Here is an 18,121-nt window from a genome sequence, read left to right as displayed (position 1 = left end):
CTCAGGCGGCGTCCCAGCTGCCGGACTTGCCGCCGGATTTGTGCACCACGCGCACCGCCTCGATGGTCATGCCGCGATCCACCGCCTTGCACATGTCGTAGATGGTGAGTGCCGCGACGCTGACGGCGGTCAGCGCCTCCATCTCCACGCCCGTCTGGCCGTTCAGCTTCACCGTCGCCTCGATTTCCACCGCGTCGGGCGCGACCGGCGTCAGCTCCAGGCTCACCTTGGAGAGCATCAGCGGGTGGCAGAGCGGGATGAGGTCGGATGTCCGCTTGGCCGCCATGATCCCGGCGATACGTGCAACGCCCAGCACGTCGCCCTTGCCCATCTTTCCGTCGTTGATGAGTGCGAAGGTCTCGGGCCGCATGATGATGCGCCCGCGCGCGATCGCGGTGCGGGCGGTGTCCGGCTTCGCCGAGACGTCCACCATGGCCGCGCGGCCCTGGTCGTCGAAATGGGTGAGCTTGCCGGTCATGGCGGCAGGATAGGCGGTCCAGGATGCCCGGGGGAGGGTTGGCCTGGCGCAAAAGGGGCTGGCTCGGTCTGAAGCGCGCATTATCGCAGATTGAAAGCGATAGCGGGTGCTCCGGTCCCGGGTCCGGCTGTAGATCGTGCGCTTCAAGAACGAAGTCGCTTGCCGCCATGTCACCACAGAACGCCGACACTGCAGAAGCGGTGATCATGCCGATCATCGCGCTTGTGTTGGGTCTGATCTTCGTTTTGCGTACACTCGGGCGGTTACGCCGTGCCAAGCGGGCCGAACCGCGCTCAAAGGCTCCTGCTTCTGGACCGGCGGGCGCGAGCGCTCCACGAGGCACTTGGCCAACGCGACGGGACTGGGCTGGTCGAACGCCGCCCGACGCCGCTGGTCAACTGCGCATCGTCATGGACGCGGAGTTCACGATCCAGCCGCTGCTCAACAGCGGCGAAGCGCGCGTCTTTGCCGAACTGCGCCGCGCCGTTCACGCCTGCAATCCGTCGTGGCATGTCATGGCGCAGGTGTCGCTCGGGGAGGTTCTCCGCTCGAAGGACCAGGAAGCGTTCCGATGCGTCAACTCGAAGCGGGTGGACCTGCTTCTCATGGATGGAAACTATCGGCCGCGCTATGCCATCGAGTACCAGGGTGGCGCGCACTACCAAGGCACGGCGGCTGCACGGGATGCCGTCAAGAAGGAGGCACTTCGCCGGGCCGGCGTTGGCTACCACGAAGTTGTTGCTGGCTTCACGACGCCGGCCGAGTTGCGCAGACTCGTCGAAAAGTTGGTCGATAGACCGGACGCCAGCACGGGTGGCTTGATTGCGTTCTCGCCCGTCCCATCGAATCCCTGCAGCACCGCGGCTTTCGTGCCGGCCGGCGCGCCGCGTTAGCCGTCTGCCTGCCGTTACGGCGCAGGCGAAGCTCAGCGGAGCCGGGGTATCCGATCCATTGGCGCCGCCCTTGCCCTAGCCCGGAATGGCGTGGATCAACTGGCTCGCCGCCGCCGTCACGTCCTCTTGGCGCAGCAGGTGTTCGCCCACCAGCAGGCAGCGGGCGCCGGCCTTGCAGATGCGCACCACGTCCTCGGGCGTGCGGATGCCGCTCTCGCTGACCGGGATGCGGTCCGCGGGGATCAGCGGCACCAGTTCGTCGGACACCGCCAGGTCCGTCACCAGCGTCTTCAGGTTCCGGTTGTTCACGCCGATCAGCCGCGTCTCCAGCCCCAGGGCGCGGTCCAGCTCCCGCCGGTCATGCACCTCGGCGAGCACGGACATGTCCAGCGAGCGGGCGATGTCCTCAAGCTCGTGCGCCTGCTCGTCCGAAAGCGCGGCCAGGATCAGCAGTATGCAGTCCGCGCCCATGGCGCGGGCCTCGAACACCTGCCAGGGATGCACCATGAAGTCCTTGCGCAGCACCGGCAGGGCGCAGGCGCCGCGAGCGGCGGCAAGGTCCTCGGCGGACCCCTGGAAATAGGGGCCGTCGGTCAGCACCGAGAGGCAGGCGGCGCCCGCCGCTTCATAGGCCTTCGCCAGCGCCGCCGGCTCGAACGGGTCGCGGATCAGGCCGCCCGAGGGAGAGGCCCGCTTGATCTCGGCGATCAGCCCGACCCGGCCCTCCGCCACGGCCTCGCACAGCGCGCCGGTGAAGTCGCGGGGCGGCTCGGCGTCGCGCGCCTTTCGCTCCATCTCGGCCAGCGGGAGCTCGGCCGAGCGGTCCCGCACCTCGTCGTATTTGTCGGCGAGGATCCGGGCGAGCGTGTCGGACATCAGGTCGGTCGAGGCATTCATGGTAAGGGTGCTCAGGATTCGGGGGGCAGGGGCGGCGGGGGGGCCGCCGCGGCGCGGAGCTTGCGCAGCACATCCAACGCGGCGCCCCCATCAAGGCTCCGCGCCGCCATGGCAACCCCGTCGCGCAGCGTGGCTGCCTTGCCGGCGACGATGAGCGACGCGGCGGCGTTGAGCAGGACGCAGTCGCGATAGGCACCCGGCGCGCCTTCCAGCAGCGCCTGCAGCGCGATGGCGTTCTCCGCCGGCTCGCCGCCGCGCAGCGCCTCGGCGGGCGCGCGGGGCAGGCCGGCCTCCTCGGGCGTGATCTCGAAGGCGCGGATCGCGCCGGCGTGCAGCTCCACCACCTGGGAGGGACCGGCCAGCGTCAGCTCGTCGAGCCCCTGGCCATGCACCAGCCAGGCGCGTTCCGTCCCGAGCCGGGCGAGCGTCTCCGCCATCGGGCGCAGCCAATCGGCGGAGAAGGCGCCGGTCATCTGGCGCTTCACGCGGGCGGGATTCGCGAGCGGCCCCAGCAGGTTGAAGATGGTGCGGGTGCCGAGTTCCATGCGCGGACCCGCGGCATGGCGCAGCGCGCTGTGGTGGCGCGGTGCCATCAGGAAGCACATGCCGGCTTCCTCCAGGATCGCCGGCAGGCGCTCCAAAGGCGTCTCCATCACGGGGATGCCGAGCGCCGTCAGCGCATCGGCCGCGCCGGACTTCGAGGACAAAGCCCGGTTGCCGTGCTTGGCCACCTTCACCCCGCAGCCGGCCACGACCAGCGCCGTGGCGGTGGAGATGTTGAGCGTGCCGGCCGCGTCGCCGCCGGTGCCGACGATGTCCATGGCATCCGGCGGCGCCTCCACCGCGGTCATGCGGGCGCGCATGGCACGGACGGCGCCGGTCATCTCCGCCACGGTCTCGCCGCGGACGCGCATGGCCATCAGAAGCCCGGCGATCTGCGCAGGCGTCGCCTCGCCGGCCATGATCATCCCGAAGGCGGCCTCGGCCTCGCTCTCCGCCAGCCGCTCGCCGGCGGCCAGCCGCGCCAGGACCTGCTTCACGCCGCCACCGGCGCGTTCCGCCCCGCGCCTACGCCCGAGAGAGACAGAAAATTGCGCAGCATGTCGTGGCCATGCTCGGAGGCGATGCTCTCCGGGTGGAACTGCACGCCCCAGATCGGCAGGTCGCGATGCGCCAGGCCCATCACCAGCCCGTCCGAGGTCCGCGCGGTCGGGATCAAGGTCTCCGGCAGATCCTCGACCACCAGGGAATGGTAGCGCGTGGCGCGGAAGGGGGAGGGGAGGCCGGCGAAGATATCGGTGCCGCCATGGGTCACTTCCCAGACCTTGCCGTGCACCGGCACCGGCGCGCGCGCGACCTTGCCGCCAAAGGCCTGGCCGATCGCCTGGTGTCCCAGGCAGACCCCAAGCAGCGGCAGGCGCCGTTCGGCCGCGGCGGCGATCAGGTCGAGCGAGATCCCCGCCTCGTTCGGCGTGCAGGGGCCCGGCGAGAGCACGACGGCTTCGGGCTGCATCGCCAAAGCCTCCTCCACGGAGAGGCTGTCGTTGCGCCGCACCTCGACCACCGCCCCAAGATCACCGAGGAAGTGGAAGAGATTGAAGGTGAAGCTGTCGTAGTTGTCGATCAGCAGGATCATGGCGCGGGGACTCTCTGCCGGCGCCGCGGATTCATCAAGTGTGACCGCAATGGGGCAGGGCCGCGTTGCCGCCACATCTGCCATCTGCTATGGCAGAAACGTGCCCGATGACCTGAAGCTGCGCCCCTTTGCCGGGGACGAACTCCGTTCCCTCGCCGGCCGCGCCTATGAGCGCATCCGCGATGCCATCGTGGCCGGCACCCTCGCGCCCGGCCAGCGCATTTCCGAACGTGGCCTGGCCGCGACGCTCGACATCTCCGCCCAGCCGGTGCGGGCGGCGCTGCGCCAGCTGGAAACCGAGGGGATGGTGGAAAGCCGCCCGCGCAGCGGCACCTATGTCGCCGATCTCAGCCCGGCGCGGCTGGTCGAGATCGGCCTGATCCGCGCCGCGCTGGAGGGGCTTGCAGCCGCCCTCGCCGCCACGCGCGCGACCGAGGCCGACCGCGCCGCGCTGCGACGCTGCCTTGCCGACATCGAGGCTACGACGCGCCAGGGCGATCGCGCCGCGCTGGCCGCTGCCAATGCCGCGCTGCACGAGGCGCTGCACCAGGCCGCCGCGAGCCCCGACATCCAGCGCCTGCGCGCGGGGCTGCGCGCCTATGACCACCTGACCCGTGCGCGCATCCTCGGCACCGCGGAGGAGCCGGCCCGCGCCCTGGCCGAGCATGCTGCCATCGTCGCCGCCGTGCTGGCCCGCGACCCCGCAGCCGCCGAGGCAGCAATCCGCGCCCACACGCTGCGCTCGCTGGCCATCGCCTTCCCGGATTCCGCTGCCACGCCCAGCCATTGGACACGCACGCCATGACCGACGGATTGCCCCGCCCACTTCCTGCCTCGCCGCGCGTGTTGGAGGCGCTGTCCGGCGTCTCCGGCATCCTGGTGACGCCCTTCGACGCCGCGGATCGCCCCGTGCCGGAGCGGCTCGCACCGATCATCGCGCGCGCCGCCGAAGCGGGCATCGGCGCGCTAACCGTGAACGGCAACACCTCCGAATTCTACGGCCTGACCTTCAACGAGGCGCGCCGCATGCAGGCCGCCGTGCCGGAGCTGGTCGCGGGTCGCGCCGTGGTGGTCGCCGGCGTCGGTCGCAGCGTGGCGGAAGCGGCGGAGCTTGCGGCCGCGGCGAAGGCGGATGGCTGCGACGCCATCATGGTTCATCAGCCGCCCGATCCCTTCCGCGCGCCGCGCGGCGTCGCCGCCTATGTCGCCCGCGTGGCGGAGGCGGCGCAGGGCCTGCCGGTCGTGCTGTATCTGCGCGACGACAGCGGCGGCGCCGACGCCATTGCTGCGCTTTGCGCCATCCCCGGCGTCGTCGGCGTGAAATGGGCAACGCCCAACCTGATGAACCTGGCCGCGGCCCGGCGGGCGCATCCGCATCTCGCCTGGATCTGCGGCCTGGCCGAGCCCTGGGCGCCGCCGATGACGGCGCTCGGCGCGCGCGGCTTCACCTCCGGCGTCATCAATGTCGCGCCGCATCTGTCGATGCGCGTGCTGCGCGCGCTGCGGCAGGGCGACATGGAAGAAGCGAACGCCGCCATCGCCGGCATCGAACCCTTCGAGCGGCTGCGCGCCGCCGAGGGCAACGGCGCGAACGTGTCCGTCGTGAAGGCGGCGCTGGCGCTGCAGGGCGAGGATGTCGGCGCCGCGCGCCCACCCGCCGCCTGGCCGCTGCCGCCGTCCGCCATCGCGACTCTCAGGGATGTGCTGGCGGCTTGGCCAGGCGCCTAGACGCGGACCGGGTCTCCCCCACCCCGACCCTCCCCCGCATGGCGGGGGGGGGGAGCAGTGGCACGGAGACGCCGACTCTCCCTCCCCCGCCATGCGGGGGAGGGCCGGGGTGGGGGCCCGGCTGACCTCCCAAGGAACGAAGGAAGGAAACGTCCCATGCGAAGAGTACTGATCGCCCTCGCCGCCGCGCTGCTCGCCGCGCCGGTTCTTGCGGCAGACCTGCCCGACCGTCCCGTGCGGCTGATCATCCCCGCTCCGCCCGGCGGCACCAGCGACATCATGGCCAGGCTCCTGGCCGAGGCGGCCGGCCCCTACCTGCCGCGCGGTGCGGTGGTGGAGAATCGCGGCGGTGCCGGCGGCAACATCGCCGCGACCGAGGCGGCGCGCGCGCCGGCCGACGGCACCGCCCTGCTGCAATGCGCCTTCGGCCCCTGCGGTGCGAACCCCTCGCTCTACGCCAATCCCGGCTACGACCTGCTCAACGACTTCACCCCGGTGATCCTCACCGGCGCTGTGCGCAACGTGATGTCCGTGCGCCGCGACCTGCCGGCGCAGAACGTGCAGGAACTGCTTGCGCTCGCGCGCAGCCGGCCGGGCCAGCTCACCTTCGGCTCCTCCGGCGTCGGCGCGTCCAACCATCTTGGGCCGGAATTGCTGCGCTCCATCACCGGGATCGAGATGCAGCACGTGCCCTATCGCGGCAGCGGCCCCGCCATCACCGATCTCGTCGCCGGGCGCATCGACGTGTTCTTCGACAACCTGCCCTCCATCCTGCCGCATATCCGCGCGGGCACGGTGCGCCCGATGGCCGCGGTGAGCGCGGAGCGCCTGCCGGAACTGCCGGACCTGCCGACCTTCGCGGAGCAGGGCGTGCCGGGCATGGCGATCGACAGCTGGTTCGGCTTCCTCGCGCCCGCGCGCACGTCGCCTGCCGCCGTCGCCGCGCTGAACGCCGCCTTCGGCCGCGCCCTGGCCGACCCGAAGGTGCGGGAGCGGATGGCGACCCTCGGCGTCACGCCGCTCGGCGGCACGCCGGAGCAGATGGGCGCCCATGTCCGCACGGAAGTCGCCCGCTGGGCGGAGGTGGTGCGCAAGCAGGGGATCCGCGCGGAATGACCGCTTCCCGCATCACCGCGATCCGCACGCTGCGCGTGGCGGAGCGCGCCAATCTCTGCTGGGTCGAGATCGAGACCGCCGAGGGCCTGACCGGCCTCGGCGAGGCCTTTCGCGGCGCCGCCGCGGTGGAAGGCCAGATCCATGACCTCGTTGCGCCCTACCTGCTTGGGAAGGATGCGCGCGACATCGAGCGGCATCACCGATGGCTGATGACGCCCTATGTCGGGTTCGGCTCCTCCTCGGCGGAGATCCGCGCCGCCTCCGCGGTGGACATCGCGCTGTGGGACCTGGCGGGGCAGCGGCTCGGCGTGCCGGTGCATGAGGCGCTGGGCGGCCTCTCGCGCGACCGCATCCGCGCCTACAACACCTGCGCGGGCTACGACTACAATTCGCGCCAGATTCGGCGCGAGGTGGACGGCAAGGAGAACGCCACCGGCCCCTATGACGACCAGATCGCCTTCATGCGCTCGGCCGACGAGTTGGCGCATTCCCTCCTCGAAGAGGGCTTCACCGCGATGAAGATCTGGCCCTTCGACGGCGCCGCCGCGGCGTCGGGCGGCCAGCTCATCAACCTGGATGACCTCAAGCGCGGCCTCGAGCCGTTCGAAAAGATCCGGGCCGCGGTGGGCGACCGGATCGAGGTGATGGCGGAGCTGCACTCGCTGTGGTCGCTGCCGGCAGCGGCCCGCATCTGCAACGCGCTGGCCCCGCTGCAGCCCTTCTGGGTGGAAGACCCGCTCGGAAAAATGGACGACGCGCTGAGCCTGGCGGAGCTGCGCCGCGCCGCACCCGGCGTGCCGATCTGCGCCAGCGAGACGCTGGGCGGCAAGGTGGCCTTCCGCGACCTGCTGGTGGCCGGCGGCACCGATGTGGTGATGCTCGACCTGACATGGTGCGGCGGCCTGACCGAGGCGCGCAAGATCGCCGCGATGGCCGAGGCCTGGGCCCGCCCCGTGGCGCCGCATGACTGCACCGGGCCTGTGACGCTGGTCGCCAGCCTGCACTTCGCCCTGCACGCCGCGACCGCCATCTTCCAGGAAGTGGTGCGTGCGACGCTCGCCACCTGGTATCGGGAGCTGGTGACCGACCTGCCGGTGCTGGAGAAGGGTTTTGTGCTGCCGATGCAGGGGCCGGGCCTCGGGACGAAGCTGACGCCTGACACACGCAAGCGGGCCGCCACGCGGGAGAGCCGGGCGTAGCGTGCCGGCCCCGGCGGGGTTCGCAACCCGACGGGGCCGGGGCACCATCCGCGGCGATGCCGCCAGACGAAAAACGCCGCCAGATCGCCGGCATCCTGCTCGTGCTGGCGTCCTGCGCCGCCTTCGCGATGTCGCCCACCGCGGCGCGCTTCGCCTTCGAGGCCGGCGGCAACACCCTGACGGTCGCGACGCTGCGCGCCGCGGTCGGCGTGGTGCTGATCGCGCTGCTGCTGGCCGCGACGCGCGAAGGCTTCAGGCTGCCGCCCGCCGCGCTGCGGCCGAGCCTCGCGGCCGGGGCGCTCAGCGCCGTCGTCTCCTACGGCTTCGTCGGCGCCGTGGCGTTCATCCCGGTCGGGCTGGCGCTGCTGGTGTTCTTCACCCATCCGCTGCTGATCGCGGCGCTGTGGCACTGGCAGGGCAAGGAGCGCTTCACTTTGCGCAAGCTCGGCCTGGCGCTGGTGGTGCTGGCGGGGCTGGGGCTCGCCATCGGCACCGCCTTCGACGGGCTCGATCCGCGCGGCATCCTGCTGGCGGCGCTGGCCTCCGTGGCGGTGACGGGGATGATCGCCTTCTCCGCCCGCGCACGACAGCTTGCCGGCAGCGCGCCGATCAACCTGCTCGTCGCGCTGGTCAGCGCCGGGCTGACCGGCGGGCTCACCACCGCGCTCGGCGCCTGGGCCTTCCCGGCCGGGACGATCGGCTGGCTCGGGGTGCTCGGCGCGGGTCTCGGCACGACGCTCGGCCTGCTGATGTTCCTCGCCAGCTTCCGCTACGTGAGCCCGGTGCGGGCGACCATGCTGAGCAATGTCGAGCCGGTCTTCGGCATCCTGTTCGCGATGGCGCTGCTCGGCGAATGGCTGGCGCCGTTGCAATGGGCCGGGGTTGTGCTGGTGGTCGCCGGGCTGGTGCTGTTCGAGATGCCGGCGAAGCAGGGGAACTGAGATGGACGCTGCCTTTCCGCACCTGTTCGCGCCGCTGACCCTGGCGGGCCGCACCCTCAGGAACCGCATCGGCTTCGCGGCCCTGTCCACCCGCTACGGCGATCCCTACCGCATCAGCGAACGCCAGGTGGCGCATCTGGCCGCGCGCGCCGCCGGCGGCGCCGCCCTGGTCGTCACGGAGGCGCTGGCCGCCGCCCCTTCCGCTGCCACGCCGGTCCGCGTCTCCGCCTTCGAGGAAGCGGCGCTGCCCGGCCTTTCCCGGGTGGCGGAGGCGGTCTCGGCGCAGGGCGCGCTGCCCGTCGGGCAGCTCTGGCATGGCGGCTCTGCCCATCACGGGCCGCGCGGGCTGGACGCCGTCGGCGCTTCCGCCGTGCCGGACGGCATGTCGTGGACGGTGCCGCGCATCCTCTCCGATGCCGAGATCGCGGGTCTCGTCGAGGACTATGCGTCCAGCGCGGAGCGCCTGCTGCGCGCCGGCTTCGCGGGCGTGGAAGTCTCGGCTGCCCACGGCTTTCTCCCGCTGCAGTTCCTCTCGCCCGTCACCAACCGCCGCCCGGACCGCTGGGGCGGCGATGCGGCGGGGCGCAGCCTGTTCGTGCGGGAGATCCTGCGCGCCATCCGCAGCCGTTGCGGCGCAGGATTCCTGATCGGCCTCAAGCTGCCGGCCGATGACGGCGTGCCCGGCTCCATCGACGTGACGGAGGCGCAGCGCCTGGTGCGCCACATCGTCGCCGACGTGCCGCCGGACTGGCTCTGCTTCAGCCAGGGCAGCCACAGCAATGGCTGGGCCCTGCATCTGCACGCACCGGACATGCACGATCCCGTCGCGCCCTATCGCGCGCTGTGGCGCGCCATGCGGCAAGCCGCGGGGCCGGTCGCCATCGCCGCCATCGGTCGCATCCAGGCGCCCCACATCGCGGAGGACATCCTGGCCAGCGGCGATGCCGACCTGGTGATGCTGGCGCGCCCGCTGCTGGCAGACCCCAATTGGCCCGCCAAGGCCGCGGCCGGGCGCGCCGCGTCCATCACCCCCTGCATCGGCTGCAATGCCTGCTGGGGCGAGATCCACCGTGGCGTTGCCACCGGCTGCAGCGTGAACCCGCATGCCGGCTCACCCCGCGACGGGAAGCCGGTGGAACGCGCGGCCCAGCCGAAGCGCGTGACGGTGGTCGGCGCCGGCATGGCCGGGCTGCAGGCGGCGGTGGGGGCGGCGGAGCGCGGTCATCACGTGACGCTCATCGGCGCGGCGCCGGCGCCCGGCGGCGCGGCCGCGCTGCATGCGCGCCTGCCCGGCTGCGCAGACATCGCCCGGGCCATTGCACACCTCATGGCCCGGGCGCAGGCATCAGGCGTGACGTGGCGCCTGGGTGCCGCCGCCGATCTCGCCTCGATCCGCGACACCGATCCGGACAGCGTGATCCTCGCGACGGGTGCCGCGATGCCGCCGCCGCCAGGTTTCGAAGACCCGGCGGGCGCGGCGCAGAACATCCGCGCCGCCGCCGCCGCGCTGCTGGACAATCCCGCGCGACGCGGGGGCCTGGCGGTGCTGCTCGATCTGGATGCGACGCCGGCGACGTACGACGCGGCGGAGTTGCTGGCGTCGCACTTCGATCGCGTGACGCTCGTGACGCCTCGCGATGCGATCGCGCGCGATTCGCCGTTGCTCGTCGCACAGGGCGTTCACAAACGACTGGCGGCGAAGGGCGTCACGCTGCTCGCCTGCCGTGACGCCGTCTCGCTGCGCGACAGCGTGTTGACGCTGCGGCATGCGCTCACCGGCGCGGAGGAGCGGATCGCCGGTGTCGATCTCTTTACCTACGCGACGTCACGAGTACCGCGCGACGACCTGGCGGGGCCGCTGCGCGCGGCGGGGCTGGCGGTGCGACTCGTCGGAGACGCACTGGCGCCGCGCCTGATGCTCTCGGCCGTGCGCGAAGGACAGGCGGCGGCGGATTCCGTGTAGATAATGTCGTGTGGGATCGCAGCTGCGTGACGGAATGCAACATGGAGTGACGCCTTCGCAGGCAGAATCGCAAGTTACGGCAAAGCACTTCGCCGCCACCTGAGGCAGATGATGCATTTCGTGGCATGGCGCGCGGCGAAAATGCTACCATCTATCGCGGGTCGAACAGGGGACACGGAGGCGTGACAGGAGGGGAGCATCCCGCCGGTTACATGCACGTTCCGTTGCCGCCTGGACTGGCGATGTGGAGCGGCTGATGCTGATCACCGACGACGTCTTCTCCGGCTACGCCCGCGACTACGACAGGCGCCGCGACGCCGAGATGTCGCTGCAGGAATATCTCGAAGCCTGTCGCACCGATCCCGGCATGTTCGCCTCCGCGCCCGAACGCATCCTCGCCGCCATCGGCGAGCCGGAGCTGCTGGATACCGCGAAGGACCCGCGGCTCGGCCGCATCTTCCTCAACCGCACGATCCGCCGATACCCCGCCTTCGCCGAGTTCTATGGCATGGAGGAGACGATCGAGCGCATCGTCGGCTTCTTCCGCCACGCCGCACAGGGCCTCGAGGAGCGCAAGCAGATCCTGTATCTGCTCGGCCCCGTTGGCGGCGGCAAGTCGTCGCTGGCGGAGCGGTTGAAGGCGCTGATGGAGGTGATGCCCGTCTATGCTCTGAAGGCGGGCGATCAGGTCTCGCCGGTGTTCGAGAGCCCGCTCGGCCTGTTCGACGTGGAGAAGCACGGCGCCGTGATGGAGGACCGCTACGGCATCCCGCGTCGGCGTCTCGGCGGCTTCATGTCGCCATGGGCAGTGAAGCGGCTGGACGAGTTCCGCGGCGACATATCCCGCTTCAAGGTGGTGCGGCTCAACCCGTCGCGGCTGCGTCAGATCGCCATCGCCAAGACCGAGCCGGGTGACGAGAACAACCAGGACATCTCCTCCCTCGTGGGCAAGGTGGATATCCGCAAGCTGGAGCTGCATGCGCAAAACGACCCGGATGCCTACAGCTTCTCGGGCGGGCTGAACCGCGCGAACCAGGGCATGCTCGAATTTGTCGAGATGTTCAAGGCGCCGATCAAGATGCTGCACCCGCTGCTGACCGCGACGCAGGAAGGCAGCTACATCGGCACGGAGAACATCGGCGCGATCCCGTTCAACGGGATCATCATGGCGCATTCGAACGAGGCAGAATGGCAGACCTTCCGCAACAACCGCAACAACGAAGCCTTCATCGACCGCATCTACGTCATCAAGGTGCCGTACTGCCTCCGCGCCCAGGAGGAGCAGAAGATCTACGAGAAGCTGGTCGCCGGCAGCGAACTGGCGGAGGCACCCTGCGCGCCCGGCACGCTGGAGATGCTGGCGCGCTTCTCCGTGCTCTCGCGGCTGAAGCGGCATGAGAACAGCAACCTGTTCTCCAAGATGCGGGTCTATGATGGCGAGAGCCTGAAGGAAACCGATCCGCGCGCGCGCAGCCTGCAGGAATACCGCGATTCCGCGGGCAATGACGAAGGCATGGACGGCATCTCCACCCGCTTCGCCTTCAAGGTGCTGGCCGCCACCTACAACCACGACACGACCGAGGTCGCGGCCGATCCGGTGCACCTGATGTACGTGCTGGAGCAATCCATCCGCCGCGACCAGTTCGGCGACGACACCGAAAAGCGCTACCTGGAATTCATCAAGGGCGAGCTGGCGCCGCGCTACGCCGAGTTCATCGGCAACGAGATCCAGAAGGCCTATCTGGAAAGCTATTCCGACTACGGCCAGAACCTGTTCGATCGCTACGTGTCCTATGCCGACGCCTGGATCGAGGACCTGGACTACAAGGACCCCGACACAGGGCAGCTGCTGAACCGCGAGGCGCTGAACCAGGAGCTGACGAAGATCGAGAAGCCCGCGGGCATCGCGAATCCCAAGGACTTCCGCAACGAGGTGGTGAAGTTCTCCCTCCGCGCCCGTGCTTCGAACGCGGGGAAGAACCCGGCCTGGACGTCCTACGAAAAAATCCGCGAGGTGATCGAGCGGCGGATGTTCAGCCAGGTGGAGGAGCTGCTGCCGGTGATCTCCTTCGGCTCAAAGAAGGACCAGGACAGCGAGCGCAAGCACGACGAGTTCGTCCGCCGCATGGTCAGCCGCGGCTACACGGAACGCCAGGTGCGGCGCCTGGTCGAGTGGTACATGCGCGTCAAGCAGTCGGGCTGACCATGGACATGGGAGCCGCCATTTCCTGTCAGGAGATGGCGGCCCGCCTCACTCTAGGCGGGCCGAGGCCGCGAACGCGGCCCGCGCACACACCACCCGTGACGCCGGGCACGCCAGTGGCCTGCGCGCAGCCAAGCCGCCGGAGGCGGCGCCCGGCGTCTGAGGGCAGCAGATAATGCAGATCGTTGACCGCCGCCTGAACCCGGGCGGCAAGAGCCTCGCGAACCGCCAGCGCTTCCTGCGACGCGCCAAGGACATGGTGCGCGAGGCGGTGCGAAACTCGGCAGGCGAGCGCAGCCTGAAGGACATCGAGCGCGGCGGCGAGGTGACCATCCCCGCCTCCGGCGTGAAGGAGCCGCATCTGCGCCGCGCCGGCGGCGGCTTCCGGGAGCATGTGCTGCCCGGCAACAAGGAATACCTGGAAGGCGACACCATCCCCCGCCCGCAGGGCGGCGAGGGTGGCGGCGGCAGCGAGGGCAGCCCTGACGGCGAGGGCGAGGACGCGTTCCGCTTCGCGCTGACGCAGGAGGAGTTCCTGGAGCTGTTCCTGGAAGACCTGGAACTGCCGGAACTCGCAAAGAAGCGCGTGGTGGAGGGCGATGCCTCCGGCGTGCGGCGCGCGGGCTTCGCCACGCAGGGCTCGCCGGCCAATCTCGCGCTCGGCCGCACCATGCGCAACGCTCTGTCGCGCCGGCTCGCGCTGCGCCGGCCGAAGCCGGATGAGCTGGAGGAACTGGAAGACGCGCTGCGCACTGCGGAGGAGAACGACCCCTCGGAAGCAGAGGCGCTGCGCATCCGCATCGCCAGGTTGCGCAACCGCACGCTGCGCATTCCCTACATCGACCCGATCGACGTGCGCTACCGACAGTTCGAGCCGGCGCCGCGGCCCATCGCGCGTGCGGTCATGTTCTGCCTGATGGATGTCTCCGGCAGCATGACGGAGGGCATGAAGGACCTGGCGAAGCGCTTCTACCTGCTGCTGCACCTGTTCCTGCGTCGCCGCTACAAGCACGTGGACGTGGTCTTCATCCGCCACACCCATGAGGCGAAGGAGGTTGACGAGGAGACCTTCTTCCGCAGCCCCGAGACCGGCGGCACCGTCGTCTCCACCGCCTTCGAGGAGATGATCAAGGTGATGGATGCGCGCTACAGCCCGGCGGACTGGAACATCTACGTGGCGCAGGCGTCGGACGGCGACAACACCTCCGCCGACAACGACCGCACCGCCGCGTTGCTGATGAACCGCGTGATCCCCGCCTGCCAGTATTTCGCCTATCTGGAAGTCGGCCGCGAGGATGATGGCGGCCCTATCGGCTTCATGCCGCGCGAGACGGAGCTGTGGCGCACCTATGGCCGGCTGCGCGCGGAGGAGCCGCGGCTGGCGATGCGCAAGGTGCGTCACCGCAAGGACATCTACCCGGTGTTCCGCGACCTGTTCCGCAAGGGCGCGATGGAGGAAGCGGGGAAGTGAGCGGGCTCCGCGACAAGCTGCTGTTCCAGGGCGCCGACTGGGATTTCGACACGCTGCGCCGCATCCACGATGCCTGCGGCGAGATCGCCACCGGCGAGCTCGGCCTCTCGCTCTATCCCACGCGCATCGAGGTGATCTCCGCCGAGCAGATGCTGGACGCCTATGCCGCGAACGGCATGCCCGTGCTGTACCGCCACTGGTCCTTCGGCAAGCGCTTCGCGCGGCACGAGACGATGTACCGCAAGGGCTTCCAGGGCCTGGCGTACGAGATCGTCATCAACTCCTCCCCCTGCCTCTGCTACGTGATGGAGGAGAACACGGCGACGATGCAGGCGCTGGTGATCGCGCACGCCGCATACGGCCACAACCACTTCTTCCGCAACAACCACCTGTTCCTGGAATGGACGGACGCGCACGGCATCCTCGACTACCTGGAATTCGCCCGCGGCTACATCATGAATTGCGAGGACAAATACGGCGAAGCGGCCGTGGAGCGCGTGCTGGACGCCGCGCATGCGCTGTCGTCCCAGGGCGTGTTCCGCGTGCCGCGCCGGCGCATCCCCGACCTCGCCAGCGAGGAGCGGCGCGAACGCGAGCGGCGCCAGCACGAGGAGCGGATCTACGACGATCTCTGGCGCACCATTCCCGGGCCACGCAACGCCCCCGCTGCGAAGGCCGAGGAAGCGCGTCGCCGCGCCCTGCTGCAATTGCCGCAGGAAAACATCCTGTATTTCCTGGAGAAGACCGCACCGCGCCTGCGGCCGTGGCAGCGCGAGATCCTGCGCATCGTCCGCCACGTCGAACAGTATTTCTATCCGCAGCGCCAGACCAAGGTGATGAACGAGGGCTGCGCCACCTGGGTGCATCACCGCATCATGACGCGGCTGCACGAGCAGGGGCGGCTCACCGACGGCCAGTATCTGGAATTTCTGCACAGCCACACCAACGTGGTGTTCCAGCCGACCTTCGATGATCCCCGCTATGGCGGTCTGAATCCTTATGCGCTCGGCTTTGCCATGATGGAGGACATTGCCCGCATCGCCACCACTCCCGATGCGGAGGACCGCGAATGGTTCCCCGACCTCGCCGGCTGCGGCGATGCGGAAGGCGCGCTGCGGGAAGCCTGGGCCAACCACCGCGACGACAGCTTCATCGCGCAGTACCTCTCGCCGCGGCTCATGCGCAAGCTGCGCCTGTTCCACCTGGTGGATGACGAGCAGGAGGAGGATCTGCGCGTCGGCGCCATCCATGACGAGCGCGGCTATCGCCGGCTGCGGCGCGCACTCTCGCGGCAATACGATGTCGGCCATCTCGATCCCGACATCCAGGTGGAGGATGTCGACCTGATCGGCGACCGGCGGTTGATCCTGCACCATCGCGTGCTGCAGCGGCAGATGCTGGAACCGGACGAGGCGCGCGCGGTGCTGCAGCATCTGGCGGACCTGTGGGGATATGGCGTCCTGCTGCGCGAGGTGGACGCGACGACCGGCGCGGTCCTGCGGGAGCACCACGCCGGCGCCCGTCCCGGCATCGTGGAATAGCGCGTCAGCGCCGCATTCAGCGCACCGCCTTCACATCCTCCGCGCTGACGGCATCGGTGTAGCTGTTCCCGAAATGTGTGCGGATGTAGTTCACCACCGCCGCGACCTGCGCATCGTCCATCATCGCGCCGACCGGCGGCATGGCGCGCAGCCCCTGCACGATGATCGTCACGGGATAGCCGCCGGCGGCCAGGTTCTGATTGGCGACGAGCGAGGGGTATCGCGCCGCGCCCTGCGCACCCCGGCCATCGGGCATGTGGCAGCCCTGGCAGACGGTGCGGTAGATGCCCTCGCCATCCTGCGCGGCGATGCGGTGCGGCGCGAAGATCGGTGCCGGACCGCTGGAATCGGCGAAGGCCGGCAGTGCGAGCGCGGCGAGCGCCAGCGCCAGGGTGCAGCGTCGCATCGCCTCAGCCTCCCATCACGCGGCGATGCAGCCGCTCGATCGCATCCAGCGCGGACAGGATCGCGCCCTCCTGCCAGGCCGGCAGGTAGGAGGCATGCTCGCCTGCCAGGATCAGCCGGTTGTCCAGCGCGCAGAGATCGGCGTAGTGGTCCCTGCGCGCCTCATCGCTCCAGTTGCCGGCGCAGCCCAGTGTCCAGGGCACGCGATGCCAGGCCACCGCCACGCCATTCTCGTATTCGTGCAGGTACTGCGGATGCAGCGCGGCGCCGTGCTCCACGATCTGCCGCACGCGTTCCGCCGGATCGAGCGAGGTCAGCGCGTAGGAGGCCGGGTTCTCCCACGCATAGGCGCCTTGCAGCACCGCCTTGCCGCCGGAGAAGGCGCCATGCGAGGGGTAGGAGATCGAGGTGATCGGCAGGTCGGTGTAGGAGATGCCGCCGAAGATTCCGTCATCCTCCTCCCAGAAGCGGCGCTTGAACTGCAGCCCCGCCTTCACCACGGAGAAATACGGCACCGCGTCGATCGCCGCGCGTAGCGCCGGCGAACAGTCGATCTGCGTCTGGCTCAGCACCGTCAGCGGAATGGTGCAGACGCACCATTGCGCCGTGCTGGTCAGCGCCTCCCCGCCCTGCGCGGCATCCACATGCACCACGCGCACGCCATCCGCGTCCTGGCGGATCTCCGTCACCTTGCGGCCGAAGCGGATCGCCTCCGGCCCCAGCGCGGCGAACAGCGCCTTGCCGATCGCGTCCATCCCGCCGACGGGCTGGAACATCGTGGTCTGGAACTCGTAGATGAAGGCTTCCGCCAGCCACACCCACAGCCGCGAATCCAGCACGTCCTCGCGCGACAGCGGATCGGAGAAGCGCGGCGCGCCGGCGATGCCGCCGCCGGGCGGGGAGGCATAGCCGCGGCGTTCGCTGCTGGCGCGGTTGGCGACATAGGCCATGTTGCGATCCAGCGCGCCCCATTGGCGCAGCGCCTCCAGCAGCAACTCCTTGTCGTCCTTGCTGACGCTGCCATCCAGCGCGCCGGCATTCGTCACCTTGCCGAGAAGCTCCGCGACATGGCCCTGGAAATCCGCCTGGATCTCGCGCCAGCGCACCGGCTTGCCGCCGAAGGCGCGGCTGTTGTGCAGCAGCGCGTTGTTGTTGACCTGGATGAAGGGCTCCAGCGCCACGTTGTGGCGCCGGCAGGTATCGAGCACCGCGGCGTGGTGATAGGGGATCCGCCACGGCCCGGGGTTCACGTATTGCCCGGCGTCGAAGCCCACATGCTGCACGCCGCCGCCGAGTTCGGTGACGATGTCGCCGCCGCGCAGCGTCCAGTTCCGTCCGCCCGCGCGCTGCTGGTATTCCAGCACCTCGACCTGGTAGCCCGCCTTGCGCAGTTCCAGCGCCGCGGTCAGGCCCGCAAGCCCCGCGCCGAGCACCAGCACGGTGCTGCCGGGCGGTGCGCCCTGCAGGTTCGGCAGGCCGCGATAGGTGCTGTCCGCGGCGAAGCCCAGCCGCGTCATCGCATGATACATCGCTGCGCTGCCGGCGACGGTGCCGATCATCGCGAGCAGCGCGCGGCGGCTGGTGCCGCCCGCCGCCATGTCTGTCCGCTCCGCGCCCATGGGTCCCTCCACGGGGCGGAGCGTAACGAGG

At 70.1% G+C, this 18,121-nt stretch carries 16 protein-coding genes; 10 read left to right on the top strand and 6 right to left on the bottom strand.

The features are described 5' to 3' along the window. Position 1: 1 nt before the first annotated feature. Positions 2 to 478: a cyclic pyranopterin monophosphate synthase MoaC gene (moaC, locus tag E4T13_RS10265; RefSeq protein ID WP_137178168.1), complete on the bottom strand. Its 477-nt coding sequence runs from the start codon at positions 476 to 478 to the stop codon at positions 2 to 4. 206 nt (positions 479 to 684) lie between these two features. On the opposite strand from moaC, the gene E4T13_RS10260 reads away from it, so the two are divergent. Further along, a complete protein-coding gene (locus E4T13_RS10260) occupies positions 685 to 1,371 on the top strand; it encodes a DUF2726 domain-containing protein (RefSeq protein ID WP_137178532.1) in 687 nt (228 codons plus the stop codon). 75 nt (positions 1,372 to 1,446) lie between these two features. Here the strand turns inward: E4T13_RS10260 and trpC are convergent, their stop codons facing one another. The 3 genes from trpC to E4T13_RS10245 are packed head-to-tail and all read right to left on the bottom strand — an operon-like array spanning position 1,447 to position 3,904. Next, the gene (gene trpC, locus E4T13_RS10255) at positions 1,447 to 2,247 is read right to left on the bottom strand and encodes an indole-3-glycerol phosphate synthase TrpC (RefSeq protein ID WP_137178531.1); all 801 of its coding nucleotides are present in this window, start codon (positions 2,245 to 2,247) and stop codon (positions 1,447 to 1,449) included. A 32-nt stretch (positions 2,248 to 2,279) separates the two neighbouring features. Continuing rightward, positions 2,280 to 3,308: an anthranilate phosphoribosyltransferase gene (trpD, locus tag E4T13_RS10250; RefSeq protein WP_137178167.1), complete on the bottom strand. Its 1,029-nt coding sequence runs from the start codon at positions 3,306 to 3,308 to the stop codon at positions 2,280 to 2,282. After that, positions 3,305 to 3,904 carry an aminodeoxychorismate/anthranilate synthase component II gene (locus E4T13_RS10245; RefSeq protein ID WP_137178166.1) on the bottom strand — a complete coding sequence of 200 codons (600 nt, stop codon included), beginning with the start codon at positions 3,902 to 3,904 and terminating at the stop codon, positions 3,305 to 3,307. The genes trpD and E4T13_RS10245 overlap by 4 nt, the downstream gene beginning before the upstream one ends. Before the next feature lie 100 nt (positions 3,905 to 4,004). On the opposite strand from E4T13_RS10245, the gene E4T13_RS10240 reads away from it, so the two are divergent. The 9 genes from E4T13_RS10240 to E4T13_RS10200 all read left to right on the top strand — a co-directional run bounded on the left by E4T13_RS10240 (position 4,005) and on the right by E4T13_RS10200 (position 16,066). Next, entirely contained in the window at positions 4,005 to 4,709 is a 705-nt protein-coding gene (locus tag E4T13_RS10240; protein WP_240791072.1) for a GntR family transcriptional regulator, read from the top strand. Next, complete coding sequence (locus E4T13_RS10235; RefSeq protein ID WP_137178165.1) at positions 4,706 to 5,632, top strand: dihydrodipicolinate synthase family protein; 927 nt, start codon at positions 4,706 to 4,708, stop codon at positions 5,630 to 5,632. Before E4T13_RS10240 ends, E4T13_RS10235 begins: the two co-directional genes overlap by 4 nt. 156 nt (positions 5,633 to 5,788) lie before the next feature. Then, positions 5,789 to 6,748, top strand: coding sequence for a tripartite tricarboxylate transporter substrate binding protein (locus E4T13_RS10230; protein WP_137178164.1), 960 nt, complete (start codon positions 5,789 to 5,791; stop codon positions 6,746 to 6,748). After that, on the top strand, positions 6,745 to 7,947 hold the full coding sequence (locus E4T13_RS10225; protein WP_137178163.1) for a mandelate racemase/muconate lactonizing enzyme family protein: 1,203 nt from the start codon (positions 6,745 to 6,747) through the stop codon (positions 7,945 to 7,947). Before E4T13_RS10230 ends, E4T13_RS10225 begins: the two co-directional genes overlap by 4 nt. 56 nt (positions 7,948 to 8,003) lie before the next feature. After that, positions 8,004 to 8,888, top strand: coding sequence for an EamA family transporter (locus E4T13_RS10220; RefSeq protein ID WP_137178162.1), 885 nt, complete (start codon positions 8,004 to 8,006; stop codon positions 8,886 to 8,888). A gap of 1 nt (position 8,889) precedes the next feature. After that, positions 8,890 to 10,851 carry an FAD-dependent oxidoreductase gene (locus E4T13_RS10215; protein WP_170984915.1) on the top strand — a complete coding sequence of 654 codons (1,962 nt, stop codon included), beginning with the start codon at positions 8,890 to 8,892 and terminating at the stop codon, positions 10,849 to 10,851. A 256-nt stretch (positions 10,852 to 11,107) separates the two neighbouring features. Beyond that, entirely contained in the window at positions 11,108 to 13,054 is a 1,947-nt protein-coding gene (locus E4T13_RS10210; protein ID WP_137178160.1) for a PrkA family serine protein kinase, read from the top strand. A gap of 175 nt (positions 13,055 to 13,229) precedes the next feature. Beyond that, positions 13,230 to 14,525: a YeaH/YhbH family protein gene (locus tag E4T13_RS10205; RefSeq protein ID WP_137178159.1), complete on the top strand. Its 1,296-nt coding sequence runs from the start codon at positions 13,230 to 13,232 to the stop codon at positions 14,523 to 14,525. After that, positions 14,522 to 16,066 carry a SpoVR family protein gene (locus E4T13_RS10200; protein WP_137178158.1) on the top strand — a complete coding sequence of 515 codons (1,545 nt, stop codon included), beginning with the start codon at positions 14,522 to 14,524 and terminating at the stop codon, positions 16,064 to 16,066. Before E4T13_RS10205 ends, E4T13_RS10200 begins: the two co-directional genes overlap by 4 nt. A 16-nt stretch (positions 16,067 to 16,082) precedes the next feature. Here the strand turns inward: E4T13_RS10200 and E4T13_RS10195 are convergent, their stop codons facing one another. Together E4T13_RS10195 and E4T13_RS10190 are read right to left on the bottom strand one after the other, a co-directional pair. Beyond that, the gene (locus E4T13_RS10195; RefSeq protein WP_137178157.1) at positions 16,083 to 16,472 is read right to left on the bottom strand and encodes a cytochrome c; all 390 of its coding nucleotides are present in this window, start codon (positions 16,470 to 16,472) and stop codon (positions 16,083 to 16,085) included. A gap of 4 nt (positions 16,473 to 16,476) precedes the next feature. Further along, positions 16,477 to 18,090 (bottom strand): NAD(P)/FAD-dependent oxidoreductase, encoded by a 1,614-nt coding sequence (locus E4T13_RS10190; protein WP_137178156.1) that lies wholly within the window; start codon positions 18,088 to 18,090, stop codon positions 16,477 to 16,479. Between the last annotated feature and the right edge of the window lie 31 nt (positions 18,091 to 18,121).

Source organism: Roseomonas sp. AR75 (assembly GCF_005222815.1).
In the GTDB taxonomy this organism is placed as follows: domain Bacteria; phylum Pseudomonadota; class Alphaproteobacteria; order Acetobacterales; family Acetobacteraceae; genus Falsiroseomonas.
Note: the sequence above shows the minus strand (reverse complement) of the source record. Positions and strands in the feature narration are given on the sequence as shown.